Here is a 19,127-nt window from a genome sequence, read left to right as displayed (position 1 = left end):
TAAGGCTTCTAACCGCAAGGACTGCGGGGTTAGCCTAATAAATTAGAGTTCGATAGAACTCTTTACTTAGGAATCCCTCACTTCTAAACGAAGTGAAAGTGGGGGTAGTTCAACACTATCAAAACAAGAAAAGCGAATACTCCAAAACGAAAAATGAGCTTTTTACTTACCAGTTAGCACAAAATTTCGTTTTGGAAGCACTATAAAATTTCACGGACCATATGTTTTATATATTTTTATAATTAAGTACACGTCAAATCTTACTTTAATGGCTAATATTGACTAAGATAAATCTTATAACAAAAAGGCTATGTATTATGAGTTTCATAAGTCGAAAAACAAAGATTGTATCGTCCTCTTTTGGCTAGTTGGTCTAATTTCTCCCGCATTTTCCTGGAAATTTAAATTGATTATAAATATTTCATTTTAGAGTTTGATAAATATAATTTATAAAAAGTAAATATGAAAAAGTTAGAGAATTATCTTAGTTATTAAATAGATTCTGCCTATACTTTAAGTAGAGCCCAATTTATTAAATTTAAATAGTTTATATGTTCATATATAGAATTTTAAAGGGGGTAAATTGTAAATGATTCCAACGTCAACATATGTGGCTAAATGGGTATTAGATGACTTAACACTTGCATCAAGACCAAATCAGGGAATCAAACTAAGTACATTTAAAAAGTTAGAGAAACTTTATGTAGAATACAGAGAAATGATTGAGGGAGATACTAGCTTTGAAATCACACATTATCTGCTAGAGTTTATCAATCCACATAATCTTTTTGTAGTAAGAGACGGTTACTATATATTTGATAATAAAACGATGAAATTTATTAAAGTATCGGAAGATATTCATTTTTTAAATCAAAACTTAGCGTATTGTAATAATGGAGTTGCAGTGGATTTAATAAATGGAAAAATGTATTTTTTAGAAGGGCATTATTATAAAGTTAAGACCTCATATGTTGATTTATTAAAAGGAGAAACTATCCCTGTAATGGTACTAAGTCATTTGGATAATAATGTTGGAGTATCAGTTCCTTTGAAAATGTTTAATGAGGAAAGAACTTTTAAAATTTCAGAGAGTTATATAGTTGATCTTACCTCTAAGAATTGCAACAACGATAGTGAATTTAATCAAAAGGGAAACATAATACGATTTCTAAAACCTTCCATTGTGTAGTTAAGGATATATGGTAATTAAATTCATAATGGGTTCAAGAGGGTGAAAAAGGTGCCATTTTAAATGTATACAGACTTTCGCGGTAAAGTAATTATAAAGGATGAATATAAAGTGTTGGTTGAATTAATAAGTAAAGGAAGTTGGGAAGAAGAGAATGATTATTATACAAATTTAAAAGATAATGAATGGTCATTTATAGCCAATCTAAAGAACTACAGAGATCCAGAACATAACGTGGCATCTATTACATTATTTATGAATTTAATTTTAAAGGAAGTAGCAGCACATATTACTAGGTTGGAAGTGTGGTATGGTGAAGCTGATGGACCGGAAGAATACTTTTTTATAAATAATGATTTTATAAAGAAGTTGTAGCAGTAATTAAATATTGCTGCTTTTTATTTATTAATACAATAAAATTATTGTTGTTAGCTTTATGTATATTCATTTATAATAGAATATGGAAAATTTTATACTGCATTTAAGTATACAAGGGCTGGGAGCAGCTCTTTTTATTTTGCTCAGGGGGAGTGTGAAAGAAAAAAGTGTATGTTAGTGACAAAATTAAATAATCTAATAGAAACTAAAAAATTAGAATTAGTAGAACTTGTAAATAAACATGGCTTTAGTCATACAAAAGTAATCCATTTAAGTCAAGAAATTGATAAATTAATTAATAAATATTTGAATATAAAAAAGGAACCCTATAATAGGGTTCAAAGGGAACAGATACATAAAAATAAATAAAAAGAATAATTCGATTATATAAGAAATTTGATACTGTAATATTGAGAAAGTGTAAAAACTCAATTAAGTTTGTTTAAAATTTACTCTTTTTAAGGGGATGGACAAAGAAACCCAATTAGAGATTCAAACAGCATAGGACAGGATAAAACTTGCTGCACAGGTGCAAAGATATATATTGAGGAAAAAGAAGGTAACAACAAAAGAATAAGCGCAACAAGTAGGGGATACAGCGGTCCGCCAGGTGAAAATTTCCGATTAAAACTCCCTTAGAATTCTTTAAAAACATCAAAATGTCGCAACTGATTTGTGCACATGGTGATTTCATTTAAAAATACTGTAAGCTATACATTTACCTTAACTCGTAAAAAAATTATTACCAATAGACCAAAAACACTCCTAAAACAAGCTGTATTGCAACCTATCAACTTAATCTTGCCCATCTGTCATTTTGATTTTTACGTATCAAACCTGGATTATTTTTCATTTTGTTAATGGATTAATCAAAAAAGATTAAATGCATCTTACTGCTAGATCTTGATTTCGCAAAAAATTCCGCTTCATTTCCTCCATCCACAAAGCCACCAATATTTCTGAAAACTCCACATTCACCGGGGCCTAAATATCGTACTCCTACATAATCATTATAGCTATCAGGATCGTACTCCCATAGTTCAACCTTTAACTTACTAGTTGAACCTACTTCAGCAGCTCGACAAATCTTATAATCTCCACCAGTAGAGGCATATACATCACTTTCAGCACCATTAGAATATAGCGTTTGTTCTCCTAAGTAATCCCATCCAGAACTAAAAGGATCTATTGTGTTTGCAAATGTAGAAAAAGGGACCGACAATACTAACAACGTCGTTACGAATGCCACCATACTCATTTTAAATTTTTTCATTCTTATTCCTCCTCCCTTGTTTGTAATTAAAAATTATTGTTCACCACATAATACATAAAATATTTTGTTTTATTCCAAATAAATGAATGCTTTAAAATAATGTTGTTTGAAATTACTTCTGTCCATATGTCAGAGCAAATAAATAAGCGTTTGTTAAATAGTCTCATTAAAAATCAATTGAATTTCATTAATTGAAAGAGAGGAAAACACTAAGATTTTTTTCAAATCAATGCATAAGACATACAATTACTTAATAGAAAAAGCATTGCAACATATTTATATTACTTTTCTATTCCTCCCGCTATATATCAAAGTACTAACCTTTGTTTACCAATGATATCCATTGCAATGTAATAAGATAAGTGGTAAAATTTACCAGTATTTAAATGACAAACATTGTTTAAATCATTTCAACAAATAGTTAAGAGGGGAATACAATGAATAAAATAAAAAGGTTACTGAAACGTAAAACGACTTGGATAATTCTTATCCTATTCGTATTTGTTTATGTAAATAATAGTTCTTTTTTTGCTAAGAAGGATGAGGGAGCTCCTATTCTTCTTGCTCACCGAGGACTTTCACAAACATTTAGCATGGAAGGGATTGAGGGTGATACATGTACAGCAGAACGTATAAATAAACCTGAATATCCTTATTTAGAAAATACAATTCCATCTATGGAAGCGGCATTTAAAGCTGGGGCTGATCTAGTAGAGTTTGATGTTCAACCTACTAAAGATAATAATTTTGTTATTTTCCATGACTGGACTCTTGATTGCCGTACTAATGGTAAAGGTGTTACAAGAGATTTTACAACAAAAGAATTACAATCACTTGATATTGGTTACGGTTATACAGCTGATGGAGGTAAAACATTCCCGTTTCGTGGTAAAGGGATTAATCTTATGCCAACACTTGATGAAGTACTTAACCATTTTCCAAATCGTTCTTTTCTTATTCATATTAAAAGTGATGATGAAAATGAAGGAATCCAATTGGCTGATTACCTAAAGAAAATACCCGCAAAACGCCTTGAGCAACTAACTGTATATGGTGGAGATAAACCAATTGCTGCAATAGAAGAGCGCATCCCTAGTTTACGAACAATGTCAAAAGCAACTATGAAAAAGGATCTTCTTACTTATATTGCGTTAGGATGGACTGGTTATATGCCTTCAAGCCTGAAGCATGGAGAGTTGCATATACCAGACAAAGTAGCTCCTTGGCTTTGGGGATGGCCAAATCGTTTTCTTAATCGAATGGATAAAGTAGATACTCGAGTTATCATTGTAGGAGGAAATGGATTTGGATTTTCAAGTGGATTTGACTCATCTGAAGATATAAAACGCCTTCCTGAAGATTATACAGGTGGAATTTGGACAAATCGGATTGATAAAATAGCACCTTTGTTTAAGAAATAAGGGATGATATAATAATTAAAGTGTTTATATGCTTACAGTATTACGTTAAGCTCCCAGAATTGTTGTTGTAGAATTGATAGAATTAAATATTTAACAAAAAAGATGAATTTATGATATATTTCTAAAGTAGTGCACGAGTGCAAAATCACAAGAAAGATCACCTATAAAATAGGTGATCTTTTAATGTTTATTAAATAGATTTTTTATTGATTTAATACAAATAATTTTTGAACCTTTTTACAAAAGATAAAACTACATGAAAATAAAAAACAAGTAAAAAAATGGAGAGTGATTTATCTAAAAATATAGAATTTTTAACAAAGATGCATAATTATGTTATATAATGATGTTAACAAACCATATTTTAGGCATTACCCCGATTGTGTAGAATAAATAATTTGTTTTGATAAGCTAAAATATTTAGCTAAAAGAACTTGTAGCGGGGCCTGCTACAAGTTCTTTAATTTTTTCAGTAAAGGAAAATAAGAAAAAGGAGGGAATACAAGTATGACAAGAAATTTAAAGAAAGCAGCAATTAATTCGTTAGATGGTAAATGGGGGCTGGGTATAGGAGTATCAGCGTTAAACTATTTTGTACCTACTCTTAGTGCATCAGCAATCGCGGGTTTCATGTATTTAATAGTTGGCCTATTTATTGGAGTAATTGGTTTGGATGTGTTCTTAATTTATTCAATTAGTGGGGAACCACAAGTAGATCCGACTGCATTAGTATTACTTATTCTAAGTTATATATTTTTAGGACTTATTTGTTTCTTAATTTACAGTTCCATACAAGGTATCTTTAACTATGGGTACTCTGTTTTCACCTTACATTTAGGTAAAAATGAAGATGCTAAAGTAGATGATGTATTTTTGGGGTTTAAGAAGAACAATTTGTTTAAGTCAATAAAATTGGGCTTGTTGCAGGCTATTTTTCTTTTTTTATGGAGTCTCTTATTAATTGTTCCGGGTATTATTAAATATTTTTCTTATTCCATGTCATATTACATATTAATAGAGAATCCTGATTATACAGCAAGTGAAGCATTGAGAGAAAGTAAAAGAATAATGAAAGGACAAAAGCTAAAGTTATTTGTTCTTTGGTTATCATTTATTGGTTGGTTTTTATTAGCCACATTTATCGGAATGTTTACATTTAATCTATCATTTATTTTCATTTCTCCTTATTACAACACAACTGTCTCACATTTTTACTTAGATTTAATTAAAAAACAGGATGTTGGAGAAGCGAAGGTAAGTATATAAATAGGAAGAAAGTATGTATAAGGGAAGTGTATACTATCTTGATAGTGGATATGCAATTAAGCATATCCATTTTTAAGTATTATATTAAAAGAGTTAAGCTGCTAGATATATGATATTTATTATGATTTGAGCAAGGAGACTGCAAACATGTTGCGAGTTGGAGGAAATAGCAATGTGGCGATACCCTATACCCATCAACTTAAGAATGGAAACAAAGTGTACTTTCATTTTGTGGGGTAAAGCATTCCTAAAATAGAAGCATACTCTTAATAATACGCATACCAAATAAACCCTATCGTTTTATTAAAAGTCAAGGCAATAGTAATGAAATCCTATATTTATGCGATTGAATATAATGTCACACATTTTATAAGGTAAAAAGGAAAAGATAGATGAACAGGGGAGTATACCTGTTTACATCTATCCTTTTTTACAACAATATGACCATATTTACTACTACAACAAGGATTTTTACCACAATAAATTTTCATATAGTAATTGAACTATTTTTTAAATAACTAAATTAATCTCTTCGTTAACTTTAATTACGAATAAATGGTCCCCTTCACCTTCAATTGGATCAACTACATCTTCATTAAAAGATTCAGCATGTTGTCTACCATATCTATTAAACTAGCGGTTTTTATTTTCCCTGATTCCTTTCCATACCTAAGGTACCCAAAAGTTCACTGGATTCCCGAGGCTACTATCCAAATTTGTGTCTCTGAAAAGACATTTTGTGCCACTAGACGTAACTGTAGATTCCTAAACAAGCAAAATCATGAAAATACACACAAAGATAGATTATCATCCATTACATTACTGTTTTGCTTCGTTCGAATAGAAAAACTCGGAAGAACGCCACTTGTTCGATACCTCCTCAATGTGATAAGGTGTCGTTTTGCAGCATCCACCTATTAAACGTGCACCTGCTTGATACCATTCTTCAGATTGAATATCCAACGCGTTACATTGTTCATGACCATGCCATGTTTTTGTTTCTGGATTATAAATTTCACCAGAGTTTGGATAAACAATAATCGGTTTTTTGGTCTTTGCCCTCAACTCTTGGATTGCACCAGTCACAACGGTTACTGGCGCACAATTGATGCCTATCGCTACAATTTGTTCACTTTTCTCAAAAGCTCGTGCACACTCCACGAGTTTCATTCCTTCACTAATCTCTTTCTCATTTTTTAGCGAAAAGGAAAGCCACGCATATGTTTCTGGAAACTCACGCAATAATGTATCTAATACTCTTGCTTCTTGGAGGGAAGGGATCGTTTCAAATGCCAATAGATCTGCACCTGCTTCGATTAACGCAGACATTCTTGAACGGTGAAAGTCTGCTAATGTTTTATCTGTCACACCATAGTTGCCTACATACTCTGAACCATCTGCAAGGTAAGCCCCGTACGGCCCAACTGATGCAATAACCAATGGTTTAGGCCTATTCGTTTGCGTATTTTCCTTCCAAAAATCATCTCTTGCCCTTCTTGCAAGTAACACCGTTTTCTTAATTAATTCCAAAGCTTCTTGTTCTTGTATTCCACGTGCGGAAAAACCACTAATAGTAGCTTGATAGCTTGCTGTTATGGCACAGTCCGCTCCAGCACGAAAATAGTCCGAATGAACCTGATAAATGAGTTCCGGATTTTCTAGTAACACACGTGCCGACCAAAGGGGATCGTCCAAATTACATCCATGCGCCTCCAATTCTGTAGCTAATGCTCCGTCAAGAAGCATAATGGAATGTTGGGATAAAATAGCATCAATTGGGTTGATTTTGTTCGACATAATCTACGCCCCTCTTTTTTAGATTTTTTGTTAGATAATAACTTCCATAGCAAAACAAAATAAACGGTATGCCACAATATAAGGCAATTCTCTGTGTGGGATCGAATGCAATTCCAATACACGATGCCAAACAAAGGATAAAAGAAGCAATTGGTACTAATGGATATAGTGGTGTGCGATAAATCAAGTCCTTTTCAGAATTCCCTTCTTTCAAAAATTGTCTGCGAAATAGGAACTGGGAAGCACTAATACTCATCCAAACTACAACTATTGCTAGACCGGAAATGGAAACAAGTACGATATAGACAGTATCTGGTGCCACAATACTTGAGAGCAAAGCCAAAGCTCCACCCACCATGCTGAAAATGACGGCGTTGATTGGAACACCTTGCTTCGTCATTTTTCCAAAAATCGGGGATATCGTATTCTTATTAGCAAGCGACCAAAGCATTCTAGAAGAGGCATAAAGGCCTGAGTTTGCCGCAGATAAAATGGCTATTAAGATAACGAAATTCATTATGTCAGCTGAATATGGCACCCCAATTCGTTCTAGAACTGCAACAAAAGGGCTCTCTAATACCCCTGCATCGGAAATAGGCAATAACGCAGATAAAACAACAATCGTTCCTACAAAAAAGATGATCAATCTCCACAGAGTAGTTCGAATGGCCTTCGGTATCATTTTTTCCGGGTTCGCTGTTTCCCCAGCTGCAATGCCTATTAATTCTGTTCCCGAAAAAGCAAAATTAACCGCTAGCATGGTCATTATAATGGCCGTAGCACCATGAGGAAATAAACCTCCACTTGTAAAATTAGAAAAGAATGGTGCTGCTTTTGAATGAGTCATCGGAAGAAACCCTAGCATTGCCGCTACTCCTAAAGCAATAAAAATCACAATAGCTATAACCTTTATCGATGAAAACCAAAATTCGGATTCGGCGAAAAATTTAACAGTCAGGACATTTAATACAAAGATCAAAATGGCAAAAAGAGCACTCCATACCCAAACATTAATCGATGGAAACCATCGCTTCATAAGTAATCCTGCGGCTGTAAATTCAGAACCTAAAGCAACAGTCCAAGTTAACCAATACAACCAGGCTACTGTATACCCTGTACCCGGTCCAATGTATTTAACTGCATAACTATGAAATGCGCCCGTTTCAGGCATATGTACGGAAAGCTCTCCTAAACATAGCATAACTAGATAAACCACTAGCGCACCAATCAGATAGGATAGAATTGTTCCAAAGGGGCCAGCTTGTTGAATAGTGTAACCCGAGCTTAAGAATAAGCCAGTTCCAATCACCCCACCAAGTGATAGCATGACTAAATGACGTGCTTGCATTTTCCTTTGAAATTCTTGCCCATTTTTGTTCTCCATTTCTACTCTCCTTTAGTTACTATCCAGAAAAAACAAAAACGCACTCTAAAAAAGAGGGCGCTACTGACAAATAAAAACGGAAGCTCTCATCTATCAGGATTATCACCCGCTGGAATTAGCACAGTGTCTACTTAAGCAGACCTGTTGCTGAGGTTTCATAAGGCCAGTCCCTCCACCTCTCTGGATAAGAAATATTTTTTAATAACCTTATCAATCCATTCAATAACTGTCAAGATAATTCTGTTTTTTAAAAAATTATCTATTATAGAAATACAAAAAATAGAGTATTACTATAACTGCGACTCACTCCTTCTTGGGTATTATTTAAAAATCGAACATTCAAAACCTCATTTATTTATGATACGGTTCACAAGAACTTACTCAAAATTTAATGCACTTCTAAATATCTTCTTACTTCTTTGGCTATGGGGTCACCATACATAACCATCAACTTAGGAGATTTTAATACCCTCAAATATCAAAAAGCGTTACCCTTTCTAAACAAGCTAAATTAGAAAGGATGACGTTTTCTTATGAATCTCTCGATTCAAGATGAATTACTACCATTTGCAGAAGAATTACAACGATATGTTACACCTGTATTCTTAGAAGAACTTGCAAGAGAAATAGGATTTATAAAGCAAAAACGTAAGTTTTCTGGATCAGACTTAGCTGCTATTTGCATTTGGATTAGTCAACGGGTGGCAGTGATTCCTTGGTTCGATTATGTAGTAGGCTTCATGCAGCGACAGGCACTTTACTTAGCCCTGAGGGTTTAAATATACGTTTAAATGCTAAAGCAGTTTTGTTTTTAAAACATATTTTTTTACTGTTAGAACAAAAGATATGTGAACAAACACAAATTTCTAACCACCTTTTCTCTTATTTTCAACGAGTCCGTATCCTAGATGCCACCGTATTTCAAGTGCCAAATGCTTTAGAGAATGTGTATCTAGGCTCTGGAGGGTGTGCCCAAACAGCTGGAATCAAAATTCAATTAGAATATGATCTGCACAGTGGAGAATTTCTTAACTTTCAAGTGGGACCAGGGAAAAAATAAAAGAGCCCACATCTCCAATTACTTAGTAATTGGAGATGTAGGCTTTATTTTTCAATGTCTATTTATAGTTATTTATATTTAACGTTCCGGATAAAGTTATGGTTTAAATTGTGGCAGATGTATGCTACAAATCACATTTATAGAAAGACGTGAAAATAGTAATTAATTTTATAGTGTTAGGGGTCTTGTCACACATGCTTAAGTTGATGGATATGTGACAAGACCCCATGACCATCAAGCTAAGTTCCTATAATACCCTAAAAACGAAAAATTTATCTCTCCACAGTCATTCTTCTTTTTTCAACGCTAATTAATTTTTGAAAATTATACTTAAAAGTGTGGATGTTAACAAAATTTAATGACTATTAATACTTCATAAAAGTAATTGTAAATTTTGTAAATGAATGTTTTTGGCTTTCTACTTTAATAAATCCATGATGAGCTTCGATAATTGATTTTGCTAGTGCTAAGCCAATTCCAATAGATCCTTCTTTTTTAGAATTTTTTGCTTTGTAAAATCTATCGAATATATATGGCAAATCTTCTGATGCAATACCTTCACCAAAATCTTGAATTATAATTTCAGTATGAATAGGAGAGTTTGTGACTTCAATATAAATAGAACTATTATCATTTGAATGTTCAATGGAATTCTTTAAAATATTTAATAAAGCTTCTTGCATCCAAATACTGTCATGCAAAAGTGATATTTTTTCATTGGTTTTTAAATGTATGTTCATATTTTTTTTATTTAATTTACTGTTCAAACTAGCAATGACCTCATAAATTGTATCAATAATATCAGAATTTTCTTTTTCAAATAGTATTGCCCTAGCATCTATTTTTGAAACTTTTAATAAATTATGTATTAAAAAGCTGATTCTTGAAATTTGAACTTCATTATTGTGTAAAAAATGATATTGCTGTTCATTTAATTTACCTTGTAATAAGATATCATTGTTCACTGTTAGTGTTGAGAGTGGTGTTTTTAGTTGATGAGAAATATCTTGTAAAGTTTGAATTAAAAATTGTTTCTCTTCCAATAAATTATGCATACTTTTTCTAATAACATTTTTCAGTTTATGAAAAGAATTAGCGAGTTTTGCTAGATCTCCTTCTCTATTTTCCTTTATATCAATGGTGTAATCACCTTCAATAATTTTATTCGCTGCAGCTGTTACATTTCTAATTTTTAAGAAAAAAGATTTATATTGTAAGTAATTTAGAAAAATTAGGATTAAACTGAACCCTATTGCTCCAAGGAACATGTATATATTGTTTTGGGATATATGTTTATTTAAATAAGGAAAAAGTCTTGAATCCAATTCAGCAGATAGACCATATTGATTTAATAGCATTTCTCCATCACTGGAATAATCTTTTTTATTCGCTGTATCATTTGTAAGTGCTTGTATTATTTCGTATTCATTTTCTGGGTTTTGTGTAATTAATTTTCCGGTAATTTCACTCCAAATAGTAATATAATCATTTTTTAAATGGTCATATAGAATATGAACTGTGATAACTTGATATATAATAAATAAAAAAGAGATTAATGCTAATGTAAGTATATTAATTTTTATTTCTCTATTTATCATTAAATTACTCCTTACTGACGTCTTTATTCCAGAAATATCCGACACCTCTTTGTGTAATTATACAGTTAGGATTTTGTGGAGTATCCTCAATTTTACTTCTTAATCTTTTTACATAAACAGAAAGAGTATTTTCATCGAAAAACACTTCACTTTCATCTACTATTTTTTTCAATATCTCATTTCTTTGTAACACTTTATGAGGATTTAGCATTAGCGTTAATAAAAGTTTGTATTCTAAATGTGTTAAATTTATACTTTTCTGATGCTTAAAAGCTCTGGCCGCCTCAACTTCAAGCTGTATATTTCCAGACCTCAATATAGTATTAGAAGCTGTTTTAATTTTTTTTCTTAATTGTACCTTTACTCTAGATAATAGCTCTTTTACCCTGAAGGGTTTTGTTATATAATCATCTCCACCAATTTCAAGGCCCATTACTACATTCGCCTCCTCATCTAGTGCTGTGAGGAAAATAATAGGTATATCACCTTTTCTTTTAAGATAGGTACATAAATCATACCCATTTCCATCTGGGAGTCCAACATCCAATATAGCTAAGTCAAATTTATTATTTTCGTATTGGTCTTTTGCATCTTGTACAGTAGAAACTCTTATAACCTCGAGTCCTTCTCCTTTTAGAGTAAACTCAATAGCCATTCCTAGATCGTTATCGTCTTCAACGAATAATACTTTATCCACAGTATCTCTCCTCATTTGTCTTTGATTATGGCAGTATTTTAGATTATGACAGTTATTTTACACGTTGATTGGCTAATTTAAAATAGTTTAGTATGGAAATGGACTTTTAGAGGCTTTTCTGAGTATAAGCATAATACCCAAATCGGCTTTCAGCTTTTCAGCACATAATGAGATACAACAATTATTTAAAGCAGAATATTTACGTAATTCATACAAGTTATTGCTTATATTTTGAAAAACCTTGTAATAGAATCTTGTAGAAATTGTCCGTTTTTATAAAATCAATAATGTTTTATTTAGGTTAACTTATACAAAAATGTTAAATGAAAATTGAATTCGCATTAATTATGTAAATGAATTTTAAAAACAGCCCATTGAGAATAAGAGCTGAATGGGAGCGGATTTTCGAGAATTTGAAAAGTATGTGTGTCCTTAAATAAGTGTATAAAAGCCATTTAAGTGTACAATTTTAAAATATATCTTGAGCAGAGTTACGAGTATATAAAAAGTTAGATTTAGTAATCTTACTAAACTGTAAGATTAAAGTATATATAGTAAGACAAGAGTTATTCAATTAACAATTAAAGGCGTCTATACTGAAGGTAATCATTCTTTATTAAGACTTGTAGCATTTTAGCCACTGTTTTATTTAAAGAAGAAAACGACTGTTCTAATCCCAGATTAAACATAGTATATGAGGAGGAAGAAAATGAAAAAGGTAATAGGATTTCTAGCAGTAACAGCAATTTTTATAGGTATAGGGTTTGCTGTAAATCGTTATATAAATGGTCCCTCACAACCAGTAAACGGTATCATGGTATCTGGAACGAAAGAAAATATATCTGCTGTTAAAAATCTGTATAAAGATCAAAACGTACAAACAGCAGATTATAGTTATAAATTGGTCACAGAAATAATAAAACAAGAACTCACTACCGAACAGAAAGAAGATATTAAGAAAGAATGGAAAGAAAAAGGAGAAAATATGACTGAAGAAGAGATGGACAAAGAACTTGATAAGTCATCTGTTAGAAAGAAACAATACGCGGTTATTACAAAATCTACAGCAGAAAAATTCTTAAAAAAAGGAATTGTAAGAACACCCTTATCTAAAGAAGATAGTTCAATAACTTCAACCCCGGTAAAAGAAATAAAAGAATTAGCGAGTGAAAAAAATTTATTTTATAGAAAAAAAGCGGAAGATGAGGAAGTTAAGGATGGAAATTTAAATTTAAATGGACAAATGATACCTGTTCAACATATTGAACAAAATAATTGGATTGGCTATTTTTCATCACCGATAGTAATTGTTAATGAGGACACATATAAACAAATAAAAGAAAAAGAAGTAAGCCTTTCGTTAATTCAGTTTGCAAAAGAAAATTTTGATTATAAAAATAAAAACAAGGTCAATAAGGTGATCGAAAACATTTCAAAAGTGTATGAAGTGAAAGACGAGAATAGTGAATACGATAGGGATAAAATCTATTTTGTAGAGATTCAAAATTAATCTGTGAAAAGGATGAGTTGTATGGAGGTTGTTAGATTAGAAAATGTAGAAAAAACATATGGAGAGGGAGAAACGCGAGTACAGGCGTTAAAAGGAATTAATCTTTCCATTCATAGGGGAGAATTCGTAACCATAGTTGGAGCGTCAGGTTCTGGTAAAAGTACGTTATTACATATTTTAGGAGGGTTGGATCGTCCGAGTTCAGGAAATGTGTTTATAGGTGGTGAAAATATCTATAATTATAAAGATAATGAACTTTCTATTTTTCGCCGAAGAAAAGTTGGCTTTATATTTCAGTTTTTTAATTTGATACCTGTCTTGAATGTACAAGAAAATATTGCTTTGCCAGCTCTACTGGACGAGGAACAGGTAGATAATCATTACCTGGATGAAATTATACGAACTCTAGGGTTAAATGAAAGACGAGATCATTTGCCTTCTGAATTATCGGGTGGTCAACAACAAAGGGTATCTATTGGTAGATCTCTTATAAATAAACCCGATATCATCTTAGCAGATGAACCAACCGGAAATCTAGATACAAAAAATACAAAAGAAGTTCTGAATTTATTAAAAGTAACGGCTAAAAAATATAATCAGACGGTGATTTTAATTACCCATGACCCTGCTATCGCATCAAACTCTGATCGAATTATAACCATTGCAGATGGCATGATTATTTCAGATAAACAATTAGTGCAAAATCAAGCAAAATGTGGAGGGGAGGAGTATTGATTCGTAGTTACAAACAGTTAAGTCAAAAATATCTCAGAAGTAATATAAAACGTACTCTGCTAACATTAACAGGCATTATTTTAGCATTGGCGCTAATAACAACGATTGGATTGTTTTTTAATAGCGGATACACTTCGGGAATTGAAAATGCTAAAAAAGGTTCTATGGGTTCCGCAAATATTTCAGTTGAAAATTATAATCAAAAGCTTTTCAATATGATAAAAAGTAATCCGAATATATCTTCTTATGGCATCATAACTCCAGGAGAGACGATCAATGTTGATGAAATAGCTGTCTCTTATATGTATGCAGACCAACAAGCATTAAAGCTGTTAAATTCTAGTATGCCTGTACAAGGTAAGCTACCTTCAAATGAAAACGAGGCTGTTTTGGAAAAATGGATGCTACCTTACTTCGGGCCCAATCTTAAATTAGGCGGTATGTTTACTATTCATGATAAAAAATATAAACTTGTTGGTTTGCTAAATAAGTCTAATAGTACTCAGGAAAATAAAACAGGTCAATTATTGACCTATAAAAATAAGTTTAAAGTTGGAGAAGGTAGCGTATTGATTGAATTGCATAAGTACGCAAACTTTGATGAAGTTGAAAATCAATTTAAATTATTAACGAATAAAGAAAATATAAGAGTGAATGACGGATTAAAGAGAGCCTTAAAGCCTAGTGTGGAGATAATGATGGCAGCCGCTATTAGTATTGGGATTGTTGTGATTTCTACGATTGTTATTATTTACAATGCATTTCAAATTAGTATAGTAGAGCGAATGAAACAGTTTGGGCTATTGAGGAGTATAGGAGCTACAAAAAAACAAATCAGAAAAATTGTGATAAGGGAAGCAACATTCCTTTCAATTATTGCTATCTTTTTTGGGATTATGTGCAGTATATTAGTAGTCTTTTTACTTAATCAAGTACTGATAAACGTACTTAAAAACTCTATGGGATATACAATTAAATTAGATTGGTTAATTATATGTGTAAGTTCTCTAATTACATTGATAACTGTCTATATTTCAAGCTATTTTCCTGCTTTTTTTGCAGGTAGAATTTCACCGTTACTGGCCGTAAGTAGCCGATTAGCTATAAAAAAAGAAAAAATAAAGAAAAAAAAGAGAACAAAGTTAAAGAAACCACTATCTTTTCCCTTAAGTATGGCATTAAAAAATATCCAAAGGAATCCCAATAGATATACAGTTACAATCTTGTCTATTATTATAAGTAGTGTACTGTATATTACGTTTACGTTTCTCATAGATACTGTCATTCAGCGTAAACAACCGGAAATTCAAGCTCTAAAATCGGACATATCAGTTACGCTTAATTCAAATTTAGACAAGCCTAGCATAGATCGTATGAGTCGAAATATTTATAAAGTCAATAATGTAGAGAAGCTGTACAAGCAATATCAGGCAAATGATTTTTATACGAAAGTACCAAAAAATAAACAAATTAAAGAATTACAAGGAAATGAATCGCTGTATCAAAAAGTAAAATATAATAATCAAACTGTAGAAATTATGAAAACACAAATAAAAGCATACGATGAGAATAGTTTAAAGAAACTAGCTGAAAATGTAACTAGTGGAAGAATTGATATTTCAAAATTAAATCGTGAAAAAGAAGTTATTTTAGTAAAACAAGCTGCAACGAATGATATGAATACAAGTAAAAAATATATAGGTTCTCTAAGCACTTTTCAGGTAGGGGATGAAATCCAAATAACAAGTCTGCAGGAAAGAAAATCTACAGAGGAAATCTCCTACAATGAAGAAAAACTGGAAACTTTAAAAATAGCTGCAATTGTAGAATTGGATATTTTTAATATGAGCAGAGTGATGGATACCATAACTTTTATTACTAGTGAACAAATAGCTGAATATATTACACCATCTCCACAAAAATTATCAGGTTTTGAAATTGATTTAGAGAATCAATCTCAGGCTGATGCTACAATTTTAGATATACAAAAGAAACTGGGTGGAGATGCATCTATAGATGTACAAAATAATATTGTTCAAAGTAATTTTCATACAGACAATGTACTTTATATAAAAATATTAGGGTACGGATTTATAGCTGTTATTACACTGATTGGTTGTGTGAATATTTTAAATACCATTACAGTCAGCATCATTATGAGAAGAAAAGAACTAGCTGCTTTAAAATCGATTGGTATGTCGCAAAAGGATTTAAAAAAGATGATTACTTATGAAGGGCTCCTGTATGGTCTCTTTGGGAGTATACAAGGAATCTTTTTCGGCTGTATGCTTTCATATATTCTTTATATAGCGCTTTCGAATATGGTGTCTTTTGAATTAATTATTCCTTATCAATCTATCTTTACCACATTTATAACTGCACTGTTGATTAGTTATGTAGCGGTACTAATACCACTTCGGAAAATTCAAAAGGATAATGTTATAGATGTAATTAGAGAAGAATAACAGTAGTCATAACAATATGTTGTTCGTGAAATACAATGCCTGTAATTTTTAGAGTGGAATATAAAGGGTTTGTAAAAGAAGGTTAGACAAAGTTAAAGCTTTATGAAGGGAAGGTAATTTCTTCTCTTGATAAAGCTTTTTTTTGAGATAAGGGATAGTTTTAAAATGTATAAAATAGAAAAAGCTTCAGAAAAAGATAAAGAATAGTTAAATGAAATCAAAAGGATTAGAACTAAATGAAAGGTGAAAGTGGACACATTGTTAATGTTAGTTCATAAAAGGGTATCACCACATGTTTATCAAGCTAATATTTTAAAGTGTCTCCGAAATAAAAAATTTCTGCGTTTTGAGGAACTATCAAATTCTTAAGTTGATAGATGTGTGGCGGTACCCCCATACAGTAAGGTTAATTAATAGAAAAGCACCTCTCTAGCAAAGAAGAGGTGCTTTTCTATTAATTAACTTTTTTAATTTTTTGCGGTGATTGTTTCGTTTGAGTAATGATATTCTCTTGTCGTAATTCTTTAAAGAGCGACGTGACCATAAGAACGACTACAATAGAGAATGGTAAAGCTGCTATGATCGCTGCAATTTGCAGTGCATTTAACCCACCAGCTTGCAAGAGAATGGCTGCAATAGCTGCAATTGTTAAACCCCAAATAAGCTTCAAACTGTTTTTCGGTGATAAGTTACCATTGCTTGTTTGCATAGCAACAACAAATGTTGCGGAGTCAGCGGAGGTAACGAAGAATGTTGCGACTAAAGTTAGTCCAATAATGGTCAAAAATGTTGAGAATGGTAAATGCGAAATGACAGCGAATAAGCCAATTTCGGTACCATTTTTCGCAATTTCATCAGCAATTCCAAGTGATTGGAACATTTCCATATGAATAGCTGTACCACCAAAAACAGCGAACCAAAATGTACAAATGAATGTTGGGATTAATACGACGCCGATAATAAATTCACGAATTGTACGCCCGCGAGAAACACGGGCAATGAATGTACCGACGAATGGAGACCAAGAAATCCACCAGCCCCAGTAAAAAATAGTCCAATTTTCAATCCAAGAAGAAGATTCTTTGCTAAAAGCACCTAAATTTAACCCCATGCTTGGTAATGCTCCAATATAAGAGCCCAGTGTGGAAGTAAAATACTTCATGATAAAGACAGTTGGCCCTAAAATTAAAAAGGAAACGAGTAATATTCCAGCGAGTGAGAAGTTTAAGTTACTCAAATATTTAATCCCACGATCTAAGCCAGTTTGTGCACTTGTTAAATAGAGTACAGTGAAAATGGCAATAAGTACGAGTTGTGTACCAATTGTGTTATTAATAGAAGGGAATAAATAGCTTAATCCTCCAGCGATTTGTTGTGCACCGATGCCTACGGATGGTACGATTCCAAATACAGTTGCTAAAACAGCCAAAATATCTACTGTTTTTCCAATAGGAGAATGTTTCGATCGATTAAATAATGGAGTAACAGTAGCGCCAATTGTGCTACCTTTTTGTTTTCGGAATGTAAAATATGCAATTGTTAGAGCGACCATTGCATAAAGTGACCAAGGGAAGAGACCCCAGTGGAAAAATGAATATTGCATAGCAAGTTTTGCGCTTTCCTCAGATCCAGGTTCACCGGTAAGCGGTGCTCCAAAGTGTGAAATGGGTTCAGTAATTCCATAAAAGAGAAGTCCGATGCCCATTCCTGCTCCAAATAACATGGAAAGCCAAGAGAGGTAACTATATTGCGGTTTTTCATCATCTTTACCAAGACGAATGGAGCCATACTGTGAAAATGCTAAATAACCAGCTAAAATAATCATTGTGGTCATAAGTAGAGAGTAAAACCATCCAAACTTATTGAGAATAAATGCGTTTAAAGAAGAGGTAACACTTTGTAAATCATAGCTTTGTATCCAACTTGCTGGAATTATACCCCATATAATAAATAAGGTTGTAAGCAAGATGGAGATATAGAATACACTGTTTTCTTTTTTTATCATAGAATCCCACCTTTTATTTAATAAAGTTAAAAATTATATTAATAATAACAATGATAGGGTTAATTGTCAAAAAATTCGTTTTTCATAGGTGATAAAGGGTACAGCCAACGTACTAACATAAAACCCACGTTAAGAATTATTTGCATCGTAAAAATACTGTACATTTTTGTTACAATGCTTTGCTTGAATCGCCTACTGGGGTAGCACCACACATCCATCAACTTAAGGTATATTTTTATACAAAATGTGTTCTTTCCATATAGTTTTTTATTATCTTTTCTGGATTTTATAAAAGTTGGCATATCAAATAAACCCTGACGGGCTTCAATTTTTTTACTATGCTACCTGA

14 protein-coding genes, 1 pseudogene and 1 riboswitch are annotated in these 19,127 nt (G+C 32.1%); of the genes and pseudogenes, 9 read left to right on the top strand and 6 right to left on the bottom strand.

The window, feature by feature from the left end; all coding sequences use genetic code 11:
* Positions 1-589 precede the first annotated feature (589 nt).
* The 3 genes from JDS81_RS28975 to JDS81_RS31160 all read left to right on the top strand — a co-directional run bounded on the left by JDS81_RS28975 (position 590) and on the right by JDS81_RS31160 (position 1,936).
* Positions 590-1,189: a hypothetical protein gene (locus tag JDS81_RS28975; protein WP_097955160.1), complete on the top strand. Its 600-nt coding sequence runs from the start codon at positions 590-592 to the stop codon at positions 1,187-1,189.
* A 63-nt stretch (positions 1,190-1,252) separates the two neighbouring features.
* Entirely contained in the window at positions 1,253-1,564 is a 312-nt protein-coding gene (locus JDS81_RS28970; RefSeq protein WP_097955158.1) for a hypothetical protein, read from the top strand.
* A 174-nt stretch (positions 1,565-1,738) separates the two neighbouring features.
* Complete coding sequence (locus tag JDS81_RS31160) at positions 1,739-1,936, top strand: aspartyl-phosphate phosphatase Spo0E family protein (RefSeq protein WP_002060435.1); 198 nt, start codon at positions 1,739-1,741, stop codon at positions 1,934-1,936.
* A gap of 496 nt (positions 1,937-2,432) precedes the next feature.
* Here the strand turns inward: JDS81_RS31160 and JDS81_RS28960 are convergent, their stop codons facing one another.
* The gene (locus JDS81_RS28960; protein WP_000713789.1) at positions 2,433-2,840 is read right to left on the bottom strand and encodes a hypothetical protein; all 408 of its coding nucleotides are present in this window, start codon (positions 2,838-2,840) and stop codon (positions 2,433-2,435) included.
* A gap of 437 nt (positions 2,841-3,277) precedes the next feature.
* Here JDS81_RS28960 and JDS81_RS28955 point away from each other — a divergent pair, with 437 nt between their 5' ends.
* Positions 3,278-4,261, top strand: coding sequence for a glycerophosphodiester phosphodiesterase family protein (locus JDS81_RS28955; protein ID WP_097955157.1), 984 nt, complete (start codon positions 3,278-3,280; stop codon positions 4,259-4,261).
* Between the two features lie 507 nt (positions 4,262-4,768).
* Positions 4,769-5,527 (top strand): DUF975 family protein, encoded by a 759-nt coding sequence (locus tag JDS81_RS28950; protein ID WP_097955155.1) that lies wholly within the window; start codon positions 4,769-4,771, stop codon positions 5,525-5,527.
* An 819-nt stretch (positions 5,528-6,346) separates the two neighbouring features.
* Here JDS81_RS28950 and mmuM read toward each other — a convergent pair.
* Complete coding sequence (gene mmuM / locus JDS81_RS28945; protein ID WP_097955154.1) at positions 6,347-7,324, bottom strand: homocysteine S-methyltransferase; 978 nt, start codon at positions 7,322-7,324, stop codon at positions 6,347-6,349.
* Entirely contained in the window at positions 7,299-8,708 is a 1,410-nt protein-coding gene (gene mmuP / locus JDS81_RS28940) for an S-methylmethionine permease (RefSeq protein WP_097955152.1), read from the bottom strand. The genes mmuM and mmuP overlap by 26 nt, the downstream gene beginning before the upstream one ends.
* An 83-nt stretch (positions 8,709-8,791) precedes the next feature.
* Positions 8,792-8,899, bottom strand: a riboswitch (SAM riboswitch).
* A gap of 342 nt (positions 8,900-9,241) precedes the next feature.
* On the opposite strand from mmuP, the pseudogene JDS81_RS28935 reads away from it, so the two are divergent.
* A pseudogene (locus JDS81_RS28935) lies at positions 9,242-9,762 on the top strand (IS4 family transposase); the annotation flags it as partial.
* A 371-nt stretch (positions 9,763-10,133) separates the two neighbouring features.
* On the opposite strand, the gene JDS81_RS28930 reads toward JDS81_RS28935, so the two are convergent.
* Both JDS81_RS28930 and JDS81_RS28925 read right to left on the bottom strand, forming a co-directional pair.
* Positions 10,134-11,366: a HAMP domain-containing sensor histidine kinase gene (locus JDS81_RS28930; RefSeq protein ID WP_097955151.1), complete on the bottom strand. Its 1,233-nt coding sequence runs from the start codon at positions 11,364-11,366 to the stop codon at positions 10,134-10,136.
* Positions 11,367-11,370: 4 nt separating this feature from the next.
* Positions 11,371-12,063, bottom strand: a complete 693-nt coding sequence (locus tag JDS81_RS28925) for a response regulator transcription factor (protein WP_000362059.1) — start codon at positions 12,061-12,063, stop codon at positions 11,371-11,373.
* A 709-nt stretch (positions 12,064-12,772) separates the two neighbouring features.
* Here JDS81_RS28925 and JDS81_RS28920 point away from each other — a divergent pair.
* Genes JDS81_RS28920 through JDS81_RS28910 form a run of 3 tightly spaced genes read left to right on the top strand, consistent with a single transcriptional unit; the run spans position 12,773 to position 16,773 of the window.
* Positions 12,773-13,573, top strand: coding sequence for a lipoprotein BA_5634 family protein (locus JDS81_RS28920; protein WP_000755704.1), 801 nt, complete (start codon positions 12,773-12,775; stop codon positions 13,571-13,573).
* A 21-nt stretch (positions 13,574-13,594) separates the two neighbouring features.
* Entirely contained in the window at positions 13,595-14,308 is a 714-nt protein-coding gene (locus JDS81_RS28915; RefSeq protein WP_000454404.1) for an ABC transporter ATP-binding protein, read from the top strand.
* Positions 14,305-16,773, top strand: coding sequence for an ABC transporter permease (locus JDS81_RS28910; RefSeq protein WP_097955149.1), 2,469 nt, complete (start codon positions 14,305-14,307; stop codon positions 16,771-16,773). The genes JDS81_RS28915 and JDS81_RS28910 overlap by 4 nt, the downstream gene beginning before the upstream one ends.
* A 454-nt stretch (positions 16,774-17,227) precedes the next feature.
* Here JDS81_RS28910 and opuD read toward each other — a convergent pair whose 3' ends face one another.
* Positions 17,228-18,778, bottom strand: coding sequence for a glycine betaine transporter OpuD (gene opuD, locus JDS81_RS28905; protein ID WP_097955148.1), 1,551 nt, complete (start codon positions 18,776-18,778; stop codon positions 17,228-17,230).
* Between the last annotated feature and the right edge of the window lie 349 nt (positions 18,779-19,127).

This window comes from Bacillus cereus group sp. N31 (assembly GCF_016483245.1).
Classification (GTDB): Bacteria; Bacillota; Bacilli; order Bacillales; family Bacillaceae_G; genus Bacillus_A; species Bacillus_A toyonensis.
Note: the sequence above shows the minus strand (reverse complement) of the source record. Positions and strands in the feature narration are given on the sequence as shown.

Coding starts and splice junctions, on each gene's coding strand:
- JDS81_RS28975 (WP_097955160.1), top strand. CDS start 590: ATGATTCCAACGTCAACATATGTGGCTAAATGGGTATTAGATGACTTA.
- JDS81_RS28970 (WP_097955158.1), top strand. CDS start 1,253: ATGTATACAGACTTTCGCGGTAAAGTAATTATAAAGGATGAATATAAA.
- JDS81_RS31160 (WP_002060435.1), top strand. CDS start 1,739: ATGTTAGTGACAAAATTAAATAATCTAATAGAAACTAAAAAATTAGAA.
- JDS81_RS28960 (WP_000713789.1), bottom strand. CDS start 2,840: ATGAAAAAATTTAAAATGAGTATGGTGGCATTCGTAACGACGTTGTTA.
- JDS81_RS28955 (WP_097955157.1), top strand. CDS start 3,278: ATGAATAAAATAAAAAGGTTACTGAAACGTAAAACGACTTGGATAATT.
- JDS81_RS28950 (WP_097955155.1), top strand. CDS start 4,769: ATGACAAGAAATTTAAAGAAAGCAGCAATTAATTCGTTAGATGGTAAA.
- mmuM (WP_097955154.1), bottom strand. CDS start 7,324: ATGTCGAACAAAATCAACCCAATTGATGCTATTTTATCCCAACATTCC.
- mmuP (WP_097955152.1), bottom strand. CDS start 8,708: ATGGAGAACAAAAATGGGCAAGAATTTCAAAGGAAAATGCAAGCACGT.
- JDS81_RS28930 (WP_097955151.1), bottom strand. CDS start 11,366: ATGATAAATAGAGAAATAAAAATTAATATACTTACATTAGCATTAATC.
- JDS81_RS28920 (WP_000755704.1), top strand. CDS start 12,773: ATGAAAAAGGTAATAGGATTTCTAGCAGTAACAGCAATTTTTATAGGT.
- JDS81_RS28915 (WP_000454404.1), top strand. CDS start 13,595: ATGGAGGTTGTTAGATTAGAAAATGTAGAAAAAACATATGGAGAGGGA.
- opuD (WP_097955148.1), bottom strand. CDS start 18,778: ATGATAAAAAAAGAAAACAGTGTATTCTATATCTCCATCTTGCTTACA.